At 72.5% G+C, this 17,991-nt stretch carries 14 protein-coding genes; 12 read left to right on the top strand and 2 right to left on the bottom strand.

The window, feature by feature from the left end; translation table 11 throughout:
• The first annotated feature begins 164 nt into the window (after positions 1-164).
• From tkt to ACIODU_RS06400, 7 genes are all read left to right on the top strand, one after another.
• Entirely contained in the window at positions 165-2,417 is a 2,253-nt protein-coding gene (gene tkt, locus ACIODU_RS06430) for a transketolase (protein WP_401764562.1), read from the top strand.
• A gap of 169 nt (positions 2,418-2,586) precedes the next feature.
• Positions 2,587-2,949, top strand: coding sequence for an STAS domain-containing protein (locus ACIODU_RS06425; RefSeq protein WP_401764559.1), 363 nt, complete (start codon positions 2,587-2,589; stop codon positions 2,947-2,949).
• Positions 2,950-3,020: 71 nt separating this feature from the next.
• Complete coding sequence (locus tag ACIODU_RS06420) at positions 3,021-3,671, top strand: response regulator transcription factor (protein WP_356420077.1); 651 nt, start codon at positions 3,021-3,023, stop codon at positions 3,669-3,671.
• Positions 3,668-4,891 (top strand): PAS domain S-box protein, encoded by a 1,224-nt coding sequence (locus ACIODU_RS06415; protein WP_401764557.1) that lies wholly within the window; start codon positions 3,668-3,670, stop codon positions 4,889-4,891. The genes ACIODU_RS06420 and ACIODU_RS06415 overlap by 4 nt, the downstream gene beginning before the upstream one ends.
• Positions 4,888-5,292: a response regulator transcription factor gene (locus tag ACIODU_RS06410; protein WP_401764554.1), complete on the top strand. Its 405-nt coding sequence runs from the start codon at positions 4,888-4,890 to the stop codon at positions 5,290-5,292. Before ACIODU_RS06415 ends, ACIODU_RS06410 begins: the two co-directional genes overlap by 4 nt.
• 220 nt (positions 5,293-5,512) lie before the next feature.
• Positions 5,513-5,878, top strand: a complete 366-nt coding sequence (locus ACIODU_RS06405; RefSeq protein ID WP_401764952.1) for an ATP-binding protein — start codon at positions 5,513-5,515, stop codon at positions 5,876-5,878.
• A 78-nt stretch (positions 5,879-5,956) separates the two neighbouring features.
• Complete coding sequence (locus tag ACIODU_RS06400) at positions 5,957-6,508, top strand: phosphatase PAP2 family protein (RefSeq protein WP_401764551.1); 552 nt, start codon at positions 5,957-5,959, stop codon at positions 6,506-6,508.
• 39 nt (positions 6,509-6,547) lie between these two features.
• On the opposite strand, the gene ACIODU_RS06395 is transcribed toward ACIODU_RS06400, so the two are convergent.
• Together ACIODU_RS06395 and ACIODU_RS06390 are read right to left on the bottom strand one after the other, a co-directional pair.
• Positions 6,548-8,344: a CHAT domain-containing protein gene (locus tag ACIODU_RS06395; protein WP_401764548.1), complete on the bottom strand. Its 1,797-nt coding sequence runs from the start codon at positions 8,342-8,344 to the stop codon at positions 6,548-6,550.
• Positions 8,344-8,763 (bottom strand): hypothetical protein, encoded by a 420-nt coding sequence (locus ACIODU_RS06390; protein WP_356420095.1) that lies wholly within the window; start codon positions 8,761-8,763, stop codon positions 8,344-8,346. The genes ACIODU_RS06395 and ACIODU_RS06390 overlap by 1 nt, the downstream gene beginning before the upstream one ends.
• Before the next feature lie 144 nt (positions 8,764-8,907).
• Between ACIODU_RS06390 and ACIODU_RS06385 the strand changes: the two genes are divergently transcribed.
• From ACIODU_RS06385 to ACIODU_RS06365, 5 genes are all read left to right on the top strand, one after another.
• On the top strand, positions 8,908-9,087 hold the full coding sequence (locus tag ACIODU_RS06385; RefSeq protein WP_401764544.1) for a hypothetical protein: 180 nt from the start codon (positions 8,908-8,910) through the stop codon (positions 9,085-9,087).
• A 188-nt stretch (positions 9,088-9,275) separates the two neighbouring features.
• Entirely contained in the window at positions 9,276-10,229 is a 954-nt protein-coding gene (locus tag ACIODU_RS06380) for an SDR family oxidoreductase (RefSeq protein WP_401764541.1), read from the top strand.
• 2 nt (positions 10,230-10,231) lie between these two features.
• Entirely contained in the window at positions 10,232-11,077 is an 846-nt protein-coding gene (locus ACIODU_RS06375; RefSeq protein WP_401764538.1) for a helix-turn-helix transcriptional regulator, read from the top strand.
• A gap of 622 nt (positions 11,078-11,699) precedes the next feature.
• Entirely contained in the window at positions 11,700-13,040 is a 1,341-nt protein-coding gene (locus tag ACIODU_RS06370) for a peptidoglycan-binding protein (protein WP_401764535.1), read from the top strand.
• Positions 13,041-13,289: 249 nt separating this feature from the next.
• Positions 13,290-17,981 (top strand): peptidoglycan-binding protein, encoded by a 4,692-nt coding sequence (locus ACIODU_RS06365; RefSeq protein ID WP_401764533.1) that lies wholly within the window; start codon positions 13,290-13,292, stop codon positions 17,979-17,981.
• Positions 17,982-17,991 lie beyond the last annotated feature (10 nt).

The raw sequence follows: 17,991 nt of genomic DNA, 5'->3' as shown, positions 1-17,991 counted from the left end.
GCAGAATGACCGTTACAGCAGGAAATGTCCGCCATCATGGCGGGCAGGAGGAGCAGGAGTGGTCCCCCGGCGCGCGCGCCGCGCCGGGGTGCGACCGCGTCAAGGAACCGGGCGGACGTCCCGGTGTCCATCCCGCACGGAGCTGCATTCAAGGAGAGCACGGCATGGCGAATGAGCGATCCCAGTCCCACGGCCCGGCGGGCCGCGCCCCCGAACTGGCCCTGCCCGTGGCCGAGCGGGCGGGGTGGGACACCGTGGACGTGCGGGCCGTGGACACCGTACGGGTGCTGGCGGCGGACGCGGTCCAGAAGGTCGGCAACGGCCACCCCGGCACAGCGATGAGCCTGGCGCCCCTCGCGTACCTCCTGTTCCAGAACGTGATGCGGCACGACCCGGCCGACGACCAGTGGCTGGGCCGGGACCGCTTCGTCCTGTCGTGCGGGCATTCGAGCCTGACCCTCTACATCCAGCTGTACCTAGCCGGTTACGGGCTCGAACTGGACGACCTGCGCCGGCTGCGGACGTGGGGCTCGGCGACACCCGGCCACCCGGAGTACCGGCACACACGCGGGGTCGAGATCACCACGGGCCCGCTGGGCCAGGGCTTCGCGAGCGCGGTCGGGATGGCCATGGCAGCCCGGCGGGAACGGGGTCTGCTGGACCCGGACGCGGCCCCCGGCAGCAGCCCGTTCGACCATCACGTCTACGTGTTCGCGTCCGACGGCGACATGATGGAGGGCGTCACCTCCGAGGCCGCGTCCCTCGCCGGACACCAGGAGCTGGGCAACCTCGTCGTCGTCTACGACTCGAACCACATCTCCATCGAGGACGACACCGACATCTCCTTCAGCGAGGACACGGCCGCGCGGTACGCAACCTACGGCTGGCACGTACAGACGGTGGACTGGACCCGCACGGGCGACTACGTCGAGGACGTCGACGCGCTCCTGGCCGCCCTGGAGGCCGCCAAGGCGGAGACCTCCCGGCCCTCGTTCATCCTGCTGCGCACGATCATCGGCTGGCCCGCGCCCACGAAGCGCAACACCGGCAAGGCGCACGGCTCCGCGCTCGGCGACGAGGAGGTCGCCGCGACCAAGTCCCTCCTCGGCTTCGACCCGGACCGAACGTTCGCCGTCGAGGACGACGTCCTCGCCAGGACGCGGGCGGTGGGCGAGCGGGGCCGGGAGCAGCACGCCGCCTGGCAGTCCGGCTACGACGCGTGGCGCGAGGCCCACCCGGACCGTGCCGCGCTGCTGGACCGGCTCCGGGACCAGCGGCTGCCCGACGGCTGGACGCGGGCGCTGCCCGAGTTCCCCGCCGACGCCAAGGGCATGGCCACCCGCAAGGCGTCCGGGGAGGTCCTCACCGCGCTGGCCCCGGTGCTGCCCGAACTGTGGGGCGGTTCCGCCGACCTGGCGGGCAGCAACAACACCACGATGGAGGGCGAGCCGTCGTTCGTGCCCTCCGAGCGGCAGACCGAGGAGTTCCCCGGCGGCCCCTACGGGCGGACGCTGCACTTCGGCATCCGTGAGCACGCCATGGGCTCGATCCTCAACGGCATCGCGCTCCAGAGCCTGACCAGGCCGTACGGCGGCACGTTCCTGACGTTCAGTGACTACATGCGTCCGGCGGTCCGGCTCGCGGCGCTGATGAAGCTGCCCGCCACCTACGTGTGGACCCACGACTCCATCGGGCTCGGCGAGGACGGCCCCACCCACCAGCCGGTCGAGCATCTGGCCGCGCTGCGCGCCATTCCCGGCCTGGACGTCGTACGGCCCGGGGACGCCAACGAGACCATCGTGTGCTGGCGGACGATCCTGGAGCACACCGACCGGCCCGCCGGACTCGTCCTGACCCGCCAGAACCTGCCCGTCGTCGAGAGGACGTCGGACGGCGACGCGCCGGCGGACGGGGAGAGCGGCCCGTACGCCCCGGCCGAGGGCGCGGCCCGCGGCGGTTATGTCCTGGCGGACGGGTCGGGGGACGTCCCCGACGTCATCCTGGTCGCGACCGGATCCGAGGTGCAGATCGCCCTGGACGCGCGGACGCTGCTGCACCGGGAAGGGCTGTCCGTACGGGTCGTGTCGATGCCGTGCCGGGAGTGGTTCGCCGCCCAGCCCGACGCGTACCAGGACGAGGTGCTGCCGCCGGCCGTGCGGGCGCGCGTGAGCGTCGAGGCCGCGGTGGGACAGGGCTGGCGGGACGTGGTCGGCGACGCCGGTCGTATCGTCAGCCTGGAGCACTACGGGGCGTCGGCCGACTACGAGCGCCTGTACAGCGAGTTCGGCATCACGCCCGACGCGGTCGTCGCGGCCGCGCACGCCAGCATCCGGGACGCGGCGGCGCCGCCGTACCCCGGTGGACATCAGCGGACCTCCGCGCCGTCCGGGGGAAGCACCGGCGACCTGGCGTCCTGATCCGGACGCGGGCCCCGCGTCCGCCACCGTCCGCCACGTCGGCTCCCGCCCTTGTCCCGCCCCGCGCCGCCGGGCAGGGGATCAGGGCAGGAGCCGACGCTTGGTTGACTTCCTCATCTAGTGCAGATTCACTAGTCGGCAACTGGTGTCCACGCACTAAGCAGAGGTCATGATGCGACAGGTGACGGGCTTCGTGGCCTCGCACACCGCCACGCGAGCGGGTGACGCACGCGTCACGCTCGCCGGCGAGCTCGATCACACCACCGCTCCCCAGGTACGGGAGGCGGTGGCGGCCTGCATGGCGGAGCGGCTGACGAGCCTGCGCCTCGACCTGAGCGGGGTCGGTTTCTGCGACTGCTCCGGGCTCAGCGTCCTGCTGGAGACGCGGCTGTGCGTCCTGCTGGCCGGCGCGGATCTCGTCGTGACGGGCATCGGCGCGCAGTTGGCGCGGCTGATCTCGCTCATCGGGGCCGATGGCATCCTGGCGGAGGGGCGCGTCAGGGCGGACTCGCTCCTGGCCCGCAGCGAATGAGAACCGCCGGCCGTCGGGGCGCCGCCCCGTCTGTCATGATCGTACGGCCCTCCACCAGCAAGGACACGCCCATGCCCACAGCGCCAGGCCGACCGGTCCGCGTCCTTCTGGTCGAGGACCACGACATGGTGGCCGAGGCGATAGGGCTGGCCCTGGAGCGCTCCCCCGGTCTGGAGATCGTGGGGCGTTCCGCGTCGCTGGCGGCGGCGCTGGCCGATGCCGAGCGGCACCAGCCGGACGTCGTCCTGCTGGACCGGCGGCTGCCCGACGGCGACGGCCTCTCCGCCATCGCCGGTCTGGAGGCACTCGTTCCGGGCGTACGGGTCCTCGTTCTGACGGGCGAGGGCAGCGCGTCGGTGGCGGCGCGGGTGGCCGAGGCGGGCGCGGCCGGCCTGGTGCTGAAGAGCAGCGGTCTGGGCGAGCTGGAGGACGCCGTACGACGCGTGGCGTCCGGCGAGGTGGTGTTCAGCCAGGAGCTGCTGGGCACCGTACTGGCGCGGTTCAGCGGACGGAAGCCGGTGCTCGGCGCCACCCTGACCCCGCGCGAGCGGGAGACCCTCGACCTGCTGGGCGAGGGGTTCACGACCGCGGACATCAGCGCCCGGCTGGGGGTCGCCGTCAACACGGGGCGCAATCACGTCCAGCGGGTTCTGGAGAAGCTGGGGGCACGGTCCCAGCTGGAGGCCGTCACGATCGCGCGCCGCGAAGGACTCCTCACGTGACTCCGCACCCGCCGCCGCCCGAGCTGCCCCGGAAGCAGGCGGCCCCGCTGGCGGACGCGGCGTTCTCGCTGCTCGTGCAGGGGGTGCTCGACTACGGCATCTTCATGCTCGATCCCCAGGGCTACGTGATCAGCTGGAACGCGGGGGCGGAGCGGATCAACGGGTACTCCGCCGCGGAGATCGTGGGGACCCACTTCTCGGTCTTCTACCCGACCGAGGACAAGGCGTCGGGCAAGCCGCGGTGGGAGCTGGAGACCGCCGTCGCCGAGGGCAGACTCGAGGACGAGGGCTGGCGCATCCGCAAGGACGGCTCCCGGTTCTGGGCGAACGTGGTCATCACCGCGCTGTGGGACGACAAGGGCCGGCTGGCCGGTTTCGGCAAGGTGACCCGCGACATGTCGGAACGGCGGGCCGCGCAGAACGCGCTCAGCGAGCGGCGGCGGTTGTTCGACCACCTCGTCCAGGCCCAGGAGACGGAGCGCCGCCGCATCGCCTGGGACGTGCACGACGACTCCATCCAGGCCATGGTCGCGGTGGGCATGCGGCTCCAGTTGCTGACGGAGCGGGTGCCGGAGGCGTACGTCCCGGAGCTCGAACGTCTCGACCTGTCGGTACGGGGAGCCATCAGCCGGCTCCGTAACCTGACCTTCCGTCTGCATCCGCCGGGGATCGACCGCAGCGGGCTGGTCGAAGCGCTCTCCAACCACCTGACCGAGGTGGCGGGCTCCTGGAAGATGACCCCCTCGTTCGAGCACCGGCTCGACCGGGATCCCGGGCCCGAGACGGCCGTCACCATCTTCCGTATCGCCCAGGAGGCGCTGCTGAACGTGTACAAACACGCGCACGCGCGCACCATCTCCGTACGGGTCGAGTCGTCCGGCGGGGGCATCCTGACCCGCGTCGCCGACGACGGCAACGGGGAGCCCATGGCGGGGGACGCCGGTCGCGATCATTTCGGGATCATCGAGATGCGGGAGAGGGCGGAGACGGCCGGGGGCTGGTGGTCGATGCGCAGCGAGCCGGGGGTCGGGACGACGGTGGAGTTCTGGGTGCCGAGCCCGCCGGCCGACTCCGCGGGGCCGGCGGCGGAGGCGGCCGGCCCGGCGGAGTCGCTGGAGCCTGCCGGTCCCGATGGCGCCGATGGCGCTGATGGCCCTGCGGACCCGGCGGAGCTCGCGGACCCCGCGCACTCCCCCGCTCCTGTGGACGGGCCGCGGTGACGGCGGTCCGCCCCGCCGGCGGTCCGCTGAGCGTGCTTCTCTGCGACGACAACGACCTGCTGCTGGACGTCCTGCGCGAGGTCGTGGAGGCGGAGCCCGATCTGCGCGTCGTGGGGACGGCGTCGGACGCGGAGCAGGCGGTGCGGCTCGCTCTCCGTCATGAACCGGACGTTGTCGTCCTGGACGTCCGCTTCCCCGGCGGCGGTCACAACGTCGCCCGGGAGATCGCGCGGTGCTCGCCGGACAGCCGTGTCGTGGCGTTCTCCGCGTACGGCGACACCAGCTCGGTCGAGGGAATGACGCGCGCCGGTGTCTCCGCGTACGTCCTCAAAGGTGTCACCAACCGTGAGTTCCTCGGCGTGCTGCGCCGAGTGGGACGGGGCTCCGGCGACGCTCGTTGAAGGCCGTCCGGGAGCGGAGTGCCGCGCGACCGACTGGCCCGGCCGAATGGGGGTACAGGCCCAGGAGATCACAGCGACGCGCCGGTACGGACCGGCCGGCCCGGGGGGAGATCACATGCGCGGGGTGGACGGGTTTCACGGGGTGCACGACACAGCAGACAGCCACAGAGAGGTGACGCGGGCGCCCCGGCGCGGTGCCGCCTTCGACGGGGAGCCGGGAATGATCGCGGAGGCGCGCCGGTTCGCCCGCGACTTCCTGACCCAGCTCCAGGGCGAGTTCGGCGTTCCGGTGTCGACGCGGCTGCTCGGTGACACGCAGCTGGTGGTGAGCGAACTGGTCACCAACGCCCGCAAGTACGCGCCCGGCCCGTGCCTGCTGGACCTCCAGCTGCTTCCCGACGCCGTCGAGATCACCGTGTGGGACAGCGAATCCGCTCTGCCGATCGCGCGGGCGGCCGAGCCGGGGCGTATCGGACAGCACGGCATCGAGATAGTGCTGGCCCTGTGTGAGGGTTTCGACGTGCGGCGCGAACCCGTCGGCAAGAGGATCAAGGTGCGTCTCGCCCTGGCGGACGGACCGCACTGACCCGCGAGGGCGGGGACCGGTCCAGGCAGGCATCTCACCGATCCAGGCAGGCACCTCATCGCGGGGAGGGACACGGACATGAGCAGGATCCTCGCCGCGCTGCGGCACCACGACCACCGGCTGACCCGGCGGATCGCGGCCTGGGACCACCCGTGGATACGGACGGTCCTGCCGACGGCGCAGAACGCGGCGGAACACACCGCGCTGTGGTGGGCGGCGGCGGTCGTCATGGCGTCGGCGGGCGGACGGCGGGGCCGTAACGCCGCGGGGGCGGGGCTGGCCGCGATGGGACTGGCGGAGGCGCTGTCCAACACGGTCGGCAAACAGCTGGTCGAGCGGCGCCGCCCGCCCAAGGAATGGATCCCGAACGCGGAGGTGGAGGAGCGGCCGACCAGTTCCTCCTTCCCCTCGGGTCACACCGCGGCGGCCATCGCCTTCGCGACGACCGTGACCGTCGTCTGGCCGGCCGCCGGAGCCGTCTGCGCGGCTCCCGCGCTGGCGGTGGCGGTGGGGCGGGTCCACAGCGGAGCCCACTACCCGACGGACATCGCCGCCGGAACCGCCATCGGCCTGGCGTCAACGGCCCTGGTCCTCACCGCCAGGCACCGGGCCACACAACGGTGGCGGTGACCTTCTTCTCCGGTCCCGGCGGGCGCGGGCGGGGGGCCCTCACGCGCCGAAGTGGGTGAAGGAACCCCAGGCCGTGGGACGGGTTCCGGCGGCCGCCGCGTTGGTCACCGCGGTGCCGAGTGCGGCGGAGGGGAGGACTCCCCGGCGGAGTTCCTCGTGCAGGGTGGCCATCAGCTCGACGGTCTGTTCGGAGTCCGGTACGGCCCACAGCGCGGCGATCACGGAACTCGCCCCCATGGCCAGCAGCGCGGCGGGGAAGCCGAGTTGTTCGCCGGGGAGCCGGAGGCCGATGCCGGCCAGGTGGCAGGCGGACAGGACGACGGTGGTTCCGCGCCGCAGGTCGTGTCCGAGGAGCGAGGACAGGGGCAGGGGCCGGCCCAGGAGGATGGTGGACTCCAGGGGGCGGTGGGCGTCGAGCGATCCGTGGCCCGCGAGATGGATGAGGTTGGCGGACGTCATCTGCCGGGCCAGGCCGTGCGGTGCCGGACCCGTGGGACGGGCGACGCCGCCGGAGGACCGGCCGAGACCCCGCAGGCGCCGGGATCCCTGGGTGTCGGCGGCGGGTGAGTTCTGGTCCCGGAGGATCGTGGGTGTCACGCCGTGGGCGGCGGCGACTCTCCGGACCTCCGGCACGGTGAACGGGATCGGTTCCCCGCCCGCCCCGTCGTGGTACCAGGGATCGGCCACGATCAGGGGGTCGACACGGGTGGGCCGGGGCCAGGCCGCCGCGAACATGAGGGCGTTGCCGGAGGGGACGACGGTGAGGTCGAGGAGGCCGCACACGGGGACGCCGTCGACCGGCGCGGTGTACAGCGGCAGGAGGGCGCTCTGCCCCAGGGGTACGAGGGCGACGCGGCCTCCCAAAAGGTCCGGCCAGGCTTCGAGTACGGGTGTCCACACCGCGTCCGTGACGGCGGCCTGCGCCGCGCGGACCGCCCGGTCCCGGGCCTTCACCAGCGGCGGTTCCGACGCCAAGGACCCGCGTAACGTGTCGAGATGGGCCTGGACGTCTTTCAGTCCCAGACCGGGCAGGGCGATGCTCTCGCACAACTCCCGGCCGCTCTGCGGCGCTTCCAGCCGTATCGCCGTACCGCCCCGCACGCCGGGCGCGAGGTAGAGGACCGAGCGTGCCGTCTTGTCCGCGGCGAGCACGGCGGACACGGTACGGGCGGTCGAGTAGAGAGCGTCTCCGCTCGACAACTCCGCGAGTGTCAGGTCCAGTTCCTGGACCATCATCGTGTCGGCGTGGGCCCGGAGGGCCGCGACGGTGTGCGCCCCGGTGGGTGGGGCCGGCCTCCGGTCGACGGCCGCCTGCACCGTGCGACGGAGCCTGCGCACCCGTCGTACGGCGTCCTTGCCACCGAGAAACGTGGTCAGCTCGCGCGCCATGGTGCGGTCGCTCATCCGGAGTCCGGTCAGACCTTCCGCGACCAGGTAGCCGGCGAGCGGGACGCCGGCTCGGTGGGCCACCTCCACGGACATGTCCGCCATCATCTGGATGTCGGGAAGCGCCTCCTCGGGGATCGCCACGCCGTTCTTGGTGTTCTCGGCGTCGATGACGGCCACGGCGCTGACGAACGACAGGCTGGAGACGGACGCGAGGAGCCACCGGCCCAGTTCGGCGTGCACACCGAAAGAGATGCGGGCCGTCCGGAAGACGAGCCGGGCGAACGCGGGGTCGCCTTGGGCCATCTTCTCCATGGAGTGCCGCATGAGCTGCCAGATGTCGTCCGCGACGGCGGCGGAGCCGTCGCGCCGTCCCCGCTCCTGCACGGCGTTGACGGCCTGCTGGATCCGGTTGAACTCGGCCTCCTGGGACGACGCGGACAGCCCCATCACCCAGCCGTACGGGGCGGGGTGTTCATCGCGGACACGACGGCGGCGGTGAGGGCAGCCGCATCGAGTACGGCCCGTCCGTCGGGTCCGGGCGCGGAGCGGATCTCGATACGGGTCTCGGCCCCGCCCTCACCGGTGAGGGTGAGCACGAGCGGCGGCGGAGGCCCGTCGCCGGGAGCGCGGAACCCGAACCAGACGGCGGCTCCCTGGACGAATTCCCTGATCCGGTCACGCGCGAGATAGACGCCCACCACGTTCGCCGTGAGAGCCAGCCCCTCGCTCCCGACGGACACCGCGGCCCGCGCCACCGAGGCCCACTGGTCGCCCGAGCGGGATCCGGCGTCCACCTCGTCGAAGTCCGCTCTGTCGAGCAACTCCCAGAAATCATCCGGTACACGCACCACCATGTGGTTGCCCATGCCGCCGAGCGTAGCCCCCTTCCGGGCCGCGTCCGGGGGAATCGCGGTTCCTCGTCCCCGGCCCCCGCCGGCGTCCCACCGGCCGCGCCCCGTGGGGGAGTTCAGTCGCGCCGAGGGGGCGGTGCGTGCTCCGGCCCGTCCGCGATGCACGCGGCGCGCCGGGAGCCGACCGCGCGCCGGCAGCTCGTGGAGCGTGGTGCGCTCCTCGGGGGTGAGGGCGCCGAGGAGTTCGTCCTCGACTCCCCCGAGCCGTACCTGAGCCGCCGCCGCCCCCGGGCACACGGCACCGCCCGGGGCCGTACCCCGGGCCGCTGGTCGTCCTGATCACCCCGGGCACCCGGCCCGACCGGATCGCCGCGCCCCGTTGTTCCGGTCGGGGTGGTGCGGCGTGGCAAGGGGGTGGTCGTCGTTATCCACGGACAAGCTGTCCCTGAATGCGGTGGCGGGAATCCGGCAGGCTGAGGGGGAACCCATGATGTGTCCCAGCGGGATGTGTGAAGGAGCCGATCGATATGGCCAGGACCACCTACGAGATCCCCGACCAGGCCGGGAAGCTGGCCGTGGTGACCGGTGCGAGTGACGGGCTGGGGTTGCAGATCGCCGTACGGCTCGCCTCGGCCGGCGCGGAGCTGGTGCTGCCGGTCCGCAACCGGGCCAAGGGCGCGGCGGCGGTCGAGCGCATCCGGGGTGCGGCCCCCGGGGCCAGGGTCACCACGAGGGACCTCGACCTGGCGTCCCTGGAGTCGGTGCGCGTCCTGGGCGACACACTGCTCGCGGAGGGGCGGCCGGTCGACATCCTGATCAACAACGCGGCGGTCATGACCCCGCCGACCCGGCACGAGACCCAGGACGGGTTCGAGTTGCAGCTCGGAACGAACTTCCTGGGCCACTTCGCCCTCACCGCCCGCGTCTTCCCCCTCCTGCGCGAGGCATCCGCACGGGTGACGTCCCTGTCCGCGCTCGCGGCCCGTGCGGGGTCCTTCCAGTGGGACGACCTGCACTACCGGGGCACGTACAAGGCGATGAAGGCGTACGGACAGTCCAAGCTGGCCCAGATGCTCTTCGCGCTCGAACTGGACCGGCGCAGCCGCGCCGCCGGCTGGGGCATCGTGTCCAACACCGCGCACCCGGGCCTGACGGTGACCAACTTGCAGACCTCCGGATGGAACCTCGGCACCAACAGGATCAGTATGCGTACGAAGAGTTTCCGGGCGGCCCCGAGGATCCTGCCGTTCCTGGTCCAGTGGCCCGAGACCGGGGCCCTGCCCACGCTGTACGCGGCGACCAGCGCCGACGCGCGCGGCGGCGCCTTCTACGGCCCCGACGGCTTCGCCCACCTCACCGGCGGACCCGCCGAGGAACCCCTCTACAAGAGCGCCGAGGACCGCGACGCGGCGGCCCGGATCTGGGCCGAGGCCGAACGCCTGACCCACGTCGCCTTCCCGGCCGTACCGGCGGCCCGCTGACCATGGACCGCGACCAGCTCGCCGACTTCCTGCGCACCCGCCGGGAAGCGCTGCAACCCGAGGACGTGGGACTGCCCCGGGGCAAACGCCGCCGTACCGGCGGACTGCGCCGTGAGGAGGTCGCGGCCCTGTGCGGCATGTCGGCCGACTACTACAGCCGCATCGAGCAGCACCGCGGCAGCCGCCCCTCCGAACCCATGCTCGCCGCCATCGCCCGGGGCCTGCACCTTTCGCTGGACGAGCGCGACCACCTGTTCCGCCTGGCCGGGTACCCGACACCGGCCCGTGAGCTGCGCATGGAGCACGTCGACACCGGCCTCATGCGCGTGCTGGACCGGCTCCAGGACACCCCGGCGCAGGTGGTCACCAGTCTCGGCGAGACCCTGCTCCAGACCCCGCCGGCCGTGGCGCTGCTCGGTGACGAGACCGGCTACACCGGACTCGACCGCAGCATGTTCCACCGGTGGTTCACCCGCGCCGACACCCGCCGGATCTACCCGCGCGAGGACCACGACACGCACAGCCGGGCCTTCACCGCCGACCTGCGCTCCCTCGCCGCCCGCCACGGCCCCGGCAGCCGGGCCGCCGACCTCGCGCGCACGCTCCTCGACACCAGCCCCGAGTTCGCCCGGCTGTGGAGCGAGCACGAGATCACCGTCGAGCGCGGCCACCTCAAACGCGTCAGGACCGCCGAACTCGGGGTGATCGAGGTGTACTGCCAGATGCTCTTCGACCTCGACCAGGACCAGGCCCTCCTCATCTTCACCGCCACACCCGGCAGCGAGAGCCACGAAAAGCTCCAGCTGCTCTCCGTGATCGGCGCCCAGCACCTGTCCACGGGCCCCTGACGAGCCGCGCGGCGAGATGCCCGCAGGAGACGGCCCGGCGGTCGTGCGGGTGCCGGTGCCGGTGGTCGCGCACCCGGCCGGCGGGTACGACCTGACCGTCGTCCCCGTCCGTACCCATCAGGTGGACACGGTGCCGGAGTCCGTCGCCGGCCTGGGGGGGCGATGTGCTGTTCCTGCTCACCTGGGCGGCCGGCGGCGCTCGCCGGTGATCCGGACGCCGTCCGCGCCATGCTCCACCGCGTCCGGGAGAACCTGGCCGGGGTGTGTTCCGGTGCCGCGAGCCCTTACCCCGTCCGTGGCGCGGACGGGGCCAAGGGGGCCGAGTTACAGGCGAGTTCGTCCGGACGCCGGACGCGCGCCGTCGCACTCCGGCGTATTTATCAGTCGTTCAACCGCCCTTGATAGCTATACATCCGCAAGGCACACCTCGGGGGAGGAAGCTGTGACATACCGGTGCGGACGTGTGGGGCGTCCGCCGCCGGCCCACGGCTGCCGGACCGCCCGGGGGCGACGCACGTCCTGTCGCCGCCGGTCCCGTGCCGATCCCGTGGCCCCGCACGCTCCGTACACGGCACCACCGCCATGGGAACGGCGTTCGGCACGGCTTTCAGGGGGACCGAGGATGAACACGTACCACGTCGCGACGGACCGTCTCGATCCGGTGACGCTCCAGGTCACGACCTCCTATCTGGGAACGGTCGACCAGGACCACACGGACCGGGTCAGGGCCCTCGCCGGCGCCGGGGGCGCCGGACGCGCCGTCAAAGAGGATCCACGACAGCCGGGCGCCTTCATGGTGCTCCGTGAGGACGGTGGTCTCGACGTCTACTTCCCGGTGGACGCCGAGCCGTACGTCATTCGCGAGCCGGACCCGGACCCCGGGCCGGGCCGCGCGGGCCTGACCCGGCGCAAGCCGACCGGTCCCGCCTACATCGAGGGCGCGCTGCGCTTCGGCGGACAGTCGGTCGGCGGTGCGTCGGACCGACCGGACTCCGGCGCCCGCGTCACCTGGCACAGCACCGAATCACCCGCCGGGCGCGCGTACTTGTACTCGATCGCCGCCTACCTCATCCGCGTCGGCGCGGAGCCGCAGGTAATCTACGATCCGGTGTCCGACCTCCTCGGCCAGTTCGGGCCGCTCACCTCCTCCGGCCGGGCCCTGCGCAACGACGGCTCCCGCCGCACCAATCGCGAGGGCGTCGTGAACATCCAGGTCGAGGTGCTGGGCCGGGCCGCCTCACCGTGGACCAAGGGCTTCGTCCCGGCCGACCGCCCGAACTACCGCAGGCTCATCGCCGCGGCCCGCAAGCACGGCGTCCCCGACGTGTGGCCCGCGGGGAAGCCCGCCGCCAGCGCGGGTGCCGCGCGGCGCCCCCGCGAGATCTGGCAGAGCCGCGGCGGTCACTACAGCCACTCCCAGGTGCCCGGCAACGACCACTGGGACCCGGGCGGCATCAACACCGCGGTCGTCCCCGGCCCGTTGCCCGGCACGACACCGTCGCGGCCGTCGACCGGGGGCGGGTCCCAGAGCGGCGGATCCCAGGGCTCCGTCACGACGTACACGGTGAAGGCGGGCGACACCCTGTCGTCCATCGCCGGCCGGTACGGGACGACCTGGCAGGTCCTGGCCCAGTTCAACGGCCTGAAGAAGCCGGACGAGATCCGGGTCGGCCAGAAGCTGAGGCTGCCCGGGACCGACGCGCCGCAACCGGTCTACGAGCCCTTCCCCGGCACGGACTTCTTCCGCGCCGGACGCCGCAGCCCGGTCGTCACGGCCCTGGGCCGGCGGCTGGTCGCGCTCGGCTTCGGCAAGCACTACACCAGCGGTCCGGGCCCGGAGTGGGGCGTCGCCGACCAGCGGAACGTCGCCGACTTCCAGCTCTCCCGCGCGGAGTTGCGGGACGACGCGGACGGCATCCCCGGACCGAAGACCTGGGCGGCGCTCCAGGTCCCGAAGGTCTGACCGCCCCGGTACGGCACCGAGTCCGACCGGACGTCCGACCGGGAGCCCCACCCCAGGTCCGTCCGCCGGGATCCGGGAGTTCAGCGCCGGAAACGTTCCCCCCACACGGTTCCGCAGATCCGCACATCCGCACACGCAGTCCCGGAAGCCCGTGGAACGGGTTTCCGCCGACACACACACCACTACGGGGGTCGTTCCTGTGAAGCCGCTGTCCACGCCTGCCCGCCCACCGGCGTACGGAGGAGCGGGATGACCGCGCTCCAGCCCCTCGACTTCGCCGCGCTGCCGCTCGTCCTCGCGGGCCCCGTGCTGCGCCGGGTGGACTCCGACAGTGTCACCGTCTGGCTCGCGCTCAAGGAGGCGCGCAAGGTCACCCTCGATGTCTTCGAGGGCGCCAACGGGGTCCGTACCCCGGCCGACACCGTCATGAGCGGCACCCGGGTGACCACCCCGCTCGGCCCCCACCTGCACCTGGTCGCCGTCACCGCCAGGGCGCGGCCGGCCGCCCCGCCCGACGGCGACGGTCCTGTGGCGACCTCGGCGAGGCTCAGGCCCGGCACCCTGCACCGCTACGCGCTGCGCTTCGGCGCGGCCGGCGCGCCGGGGGCCGACGTACCCGCCGACGCCCAGGGTCTGCTGACCCCCGGCGTGATCGCCGCCACCGCCGACGCGGCACGCGGGGCTCTGCTCTACCCGGGCGTCGCCGACCTGCCCGGCTTTGTCACACCGCCGGAGAAGGTGAGCGGCCTGCGGCTGTTCCACACCTCCGACCGCAAACCGCACGGCGCGGGCAAGGACGCTCTCACCCTGCTGGACCAGATCCTCAAGGCCGACGCGTCCAATGCCGAACGGCGGCCCCAGCAGCTCTTCCTGACGGGAGATCAGATCTACGCGGACGACGTCGCCGACGCGCTGCTGCATCTGTGCACCGAGCGCGGCCGGCAATTACTCGGCCGCGACGAGACCTTCCCGGGACTCGGCCCCGACCAGCTGCGGCCCGGCTTCCGGCAGCCCGTCGTCCGTGACGACTTCAAGCTCTCCACCACCCGGGGCGGCAGCCATCTGCTGCGGTTCGGCGAGTTCGCCGCCATGTATCTGCTGGCCTGGTCGGACGTGCTGTGGCCGGTCACCGCGCCGGAGGCCCCGAAGCCCGGCGCGGCGCCCGTCAGGAAGCCCTTCTCCACGGATCAGCTGTTCCGGGACGTCCACCCGGGTGTCGCCACGGCACTCGGCGTCCCCGTCGGGGAGAAGCCGCCGCCCCCACCGGCCGACGCCGACCGCTGGGCCGGCGCGGAGGCGTCCTGGACCGATCTGAACGCCGTCCAGCAGCGCTTCACCGACGAGTGCGCCCAACTGGAGTCGTTCCGGGCCGGGTTGCCCGCGGTGCGGCGGGCGCTCGCCAACGTCCCCACGTACACCGTGCTCGACGACCACGAGGTCAGCGACAACTGGTTCGCGACCGCCGAGTCCGTGACCGCCCTCACCGGGAGCGAGCACGGCCGCCGGCTGCTGGGCAACGGACTGGCCGCCTACGCGGTCTGCCAGGCGTGGGGCAACACTCCCGGGCAGTTCGAGGAGGGCCCCGCCGGAGAGGCGGGGCGCGCGCTGCTGGAGGCGCTGGCCGCCCCCGACCACACCGCCGCCGCCCCGGCGGCGGTGATCGCGCGCCGCACGGGGGTGCCCCAAGGGCTCACCGAGACGGGCGAGGTGAAACGCACCGACGGCGCGCTGGCCTGGCACTACCGGGTGACCTGGACCGCGCATCAGGCGCTGGTGCTGGACACCCGCACCCACCGCGTCTATCCGGGCGGTCCCCAGGACCCCGCCGCCCTGCTGATGACGGATCGGACGCTCGCGGCGATGGTGGACGGCGTCCCCGACAACGACCTCACCCACGTCACCCTGCTGATCTCGGCCGCTCCGGTGGTCGGCCATCCCTTCCTTTCCGGATTCGCCACCCCGGCCGTGCGCGGCGCCCGCGCGGACGCCTCCTTCCTGGTGGACGTACCCGAGGGCTGGGGACATCAGGCGCGGGGCTTCGAGGCGCTGATCGCCAGGCTCCTCACCGGAGCCGATGCCGTGCCGGGTGGTACGGAAACGGATCCGGCGCCGCCGGCCGTGCGGCGCCGCCGGATCGTGGCGCTCTCCGGCGACGTCGGCTTCGGCTACGCGGCCCGCCTCTCGTACGAGGCCACCGCCGCCTACGAGCGGCCCGGCACCGGCGCCGTACGCGGGGTGGTCGCCCAGCTGACGGGCGGCGCCGCGCGGGGGGAGGACGCCGACAGCCTGTTCCTGCACCGCAACGGCTTCGACGTGAAGGCGCGCGCCGTGCCGTCCGTACGGCGCGTGGCGTGGGCCAACCCGGGCGGCGCACCGGTCGACGCGGGCAAGGAGCCCGACGCCGCGCACCCGGGTACGTTCCTCGCCTGGCGGCCGAAGGGCTCCCCGGCCGTGGCCGCCGTCACCGGCGCCCACCAGCTCACCCGGACGCCCGAGTGGGCGTACCAGGTCGACTTCTACCGGCACGAGGACCGCGACCGGCTGAACCCGCGCAAAGGCACACCGCAGCCGGTCGGCCTGCCGCGCGAGGAGGCCACCCGCAGGCAGGTGCTGGCCGGCTATGTCAGGGCGGCCAGGAACCACAGCGGCTACAAGGACCTCTGGGGCGAGGGGAAGCAGCTGGTCGGCCGGAACAACCTCGGCGAGGTGCAGTTCACTTGGCGCGACGGCGACGCCAAGTCCGTGGTCCAGTCCCTGTGGTGGCACCTCGACCAGGAGCCGACCGGCGCCCCGCTGACCCGGCTGTCCGTACCGCTGGACATCGGCCAGGCCCCGTCGCTGCCGGTGGAGGACCTTCCCGTCCTCTACCACGACCGCACCCTGGAGGAGGGCGACGCGGACAGGGGCGAGGTGCGGGACGTCGCCGAACTCCAGAAGGATCTCCAGGAGTTGGGGTTCCTGATCGTCCGCACGCGCGACGGCGGGTACGGCCGGTTCGTGCGGTGGGCGGTGCGCGAACTCCAGACGTACGCGAAGGGCGGGCGGGTGGCGCGGGTTGCCTCCGCCTTCACCCGGCTGCGCACGGCCGCCACCGGCGCGGGGACCACCCTGCTCGTGGACGGCTCCGAGGGGTTCCCCGCCGCGCCCTTCGTGGTGCGGATCGGCTACGAGAACGTCCTGGTGAACCAGGTAGCCGGCAGTGAATGGACGGTACAGCGGGCCCAGCACCGCACCGCCGGCGCCGAGCACCCGGTGGGCGAAGGCGTCACCTGGCTGCCGTACGACACCTCCGTGGACGAAAGCGAGCAGTGGTACGGATACGCCTCCGCGCTGGAGAGCGTCGCCGTGCCGGAGGAGCGGCGCTACACCGGTCATGTCAGCGGGGTGGTGGACGCGGGCACCCGCGAGATCATCGCCCGCTGGAAGGCGAACCGCTGGCGCTGCCCGGTCGTCGTCGAGGTGTGGCACTACGACAACACGAACCGGGTCCGCGGCGGACTCAAGTGCATCCCGGTTACACCCGGCGGACCCGCCGCCCGGCTCGCGGACAACGTCTGGCATTGGGACGACAGCCCCGAGGTGGACAGCGATCGCGCCAGTTCCCGCGACTTCTCCGACCGGTGGAACCGCCCCGCCGGGATGCCGCAGGACGACAGCACCTCCCACGGAAGCTCCGTTCTCGGCAGCCATGAGTCGTACAACGGCGGGGCAGCCGATCTCAACGCGAGGTTCTCCGGCCCCAACGCCAATGCCGCCCGGCAGGAGTGCTGGAGCGAAGCGGAGATCACCCCCGAACGTTTGATGGGACCCGGTCACACCTTCGCACGTCTGACCCCCGCCGAGACCTCGACGTTCAAGGTGATCAGGGCAGTTTCCGAGGTCGAGGCGATGGGCTTCTTCGATGGCGTCAACGCCCACGACAACGCGCTCGCGTCACTGGGCCTGTGCCACTGGACCATGGGCAGGATCCTCCCCCCGGAGGACACCGACACACCCGCGGACAGGGAGTACTGGAAGACCGAGGAAAGCGAGCTGTGGGCCTTCTTCGCCTATCTCAAGACCTACGACCGACCGGCCTACGACCAGCTGTTGGGCGTCTGCGGCGTCGCACCGGACCGGGAGTGGACCGGGACCGGGAAGGCGCAGAACTTCAACGGCAGAAAGCCGCCGAGGGGGCTGTGGCAATCGAGTCAGCGCAAGTTCGTGGCCTACGGGACCGCCACCGACCGCAACGGCGCCGCCCAGCCGCTGGACGGCTTCACCGCCCGGGCCGGAAGTCCGGTGCGCGGTTACGGCGAGGTCGGTGAACTGGAGTACTTCCGGACCTGGCACTGGTTCCACCGGTTCGTCATGGCCGGCCGTACCAGTGAGCGGTTCCGGCACGCCATGTGGGACATGGCCAGGATGCGGGTGCGCGATCTGCTGACCGCGCAGTGGAACCGTACCGACATCAAACAGCCGCGCCGCATGGTGGCCGGCACCACCATCGGTGATGTGTTCCGCTCCGAGCGCACGGTCGCTCTGATCCTGCGCTGGCACGTTCTGGCGCCGGGCAACGTCCTGAGGGACGGCAAAGCGGCGGAGTACCTCCACAGGGTTGTGATCGACGCCGTGAACGCCAACCCCGAACTCGACTGGGGTCCGCCGGACAACCCGCACCCGGCGGCCAACGATCCCCATGCCTGGGACCCGGTCCACTGGCGCGCGCCGGAGTTGACCGCGCTCGCCGACACCGTCCTCACCGTCAAACCGAACAACACCCTGCGCCAGGTCCGCGACTGGCCGGAGTGGTACTTCCCCACCGGCACACCGTCCGAGCAGAGAGCGCGCAACCCACGGCAGTACACCCTCCCCCTCGGCGAACTGGGGGCAGGCCAGGCAACCCTGCTCAACACCCCCACCTTCCAGCTCGACACCACCGGCCTCCCGGCCGACGAATGAGGGGCCGCAC

This window comes from Streptomyces sp. NPDC088261 (genome assembly GCF_044740805.1).
Classification (GTDB): Bacteria; Actinomycetota; Actinomycetes; order Streptomycetales; family Streptomycetaceae; genus Streptomyces.
This window is presented reverse-complemented; position numbering and strand designations above follow the sequence as displayed.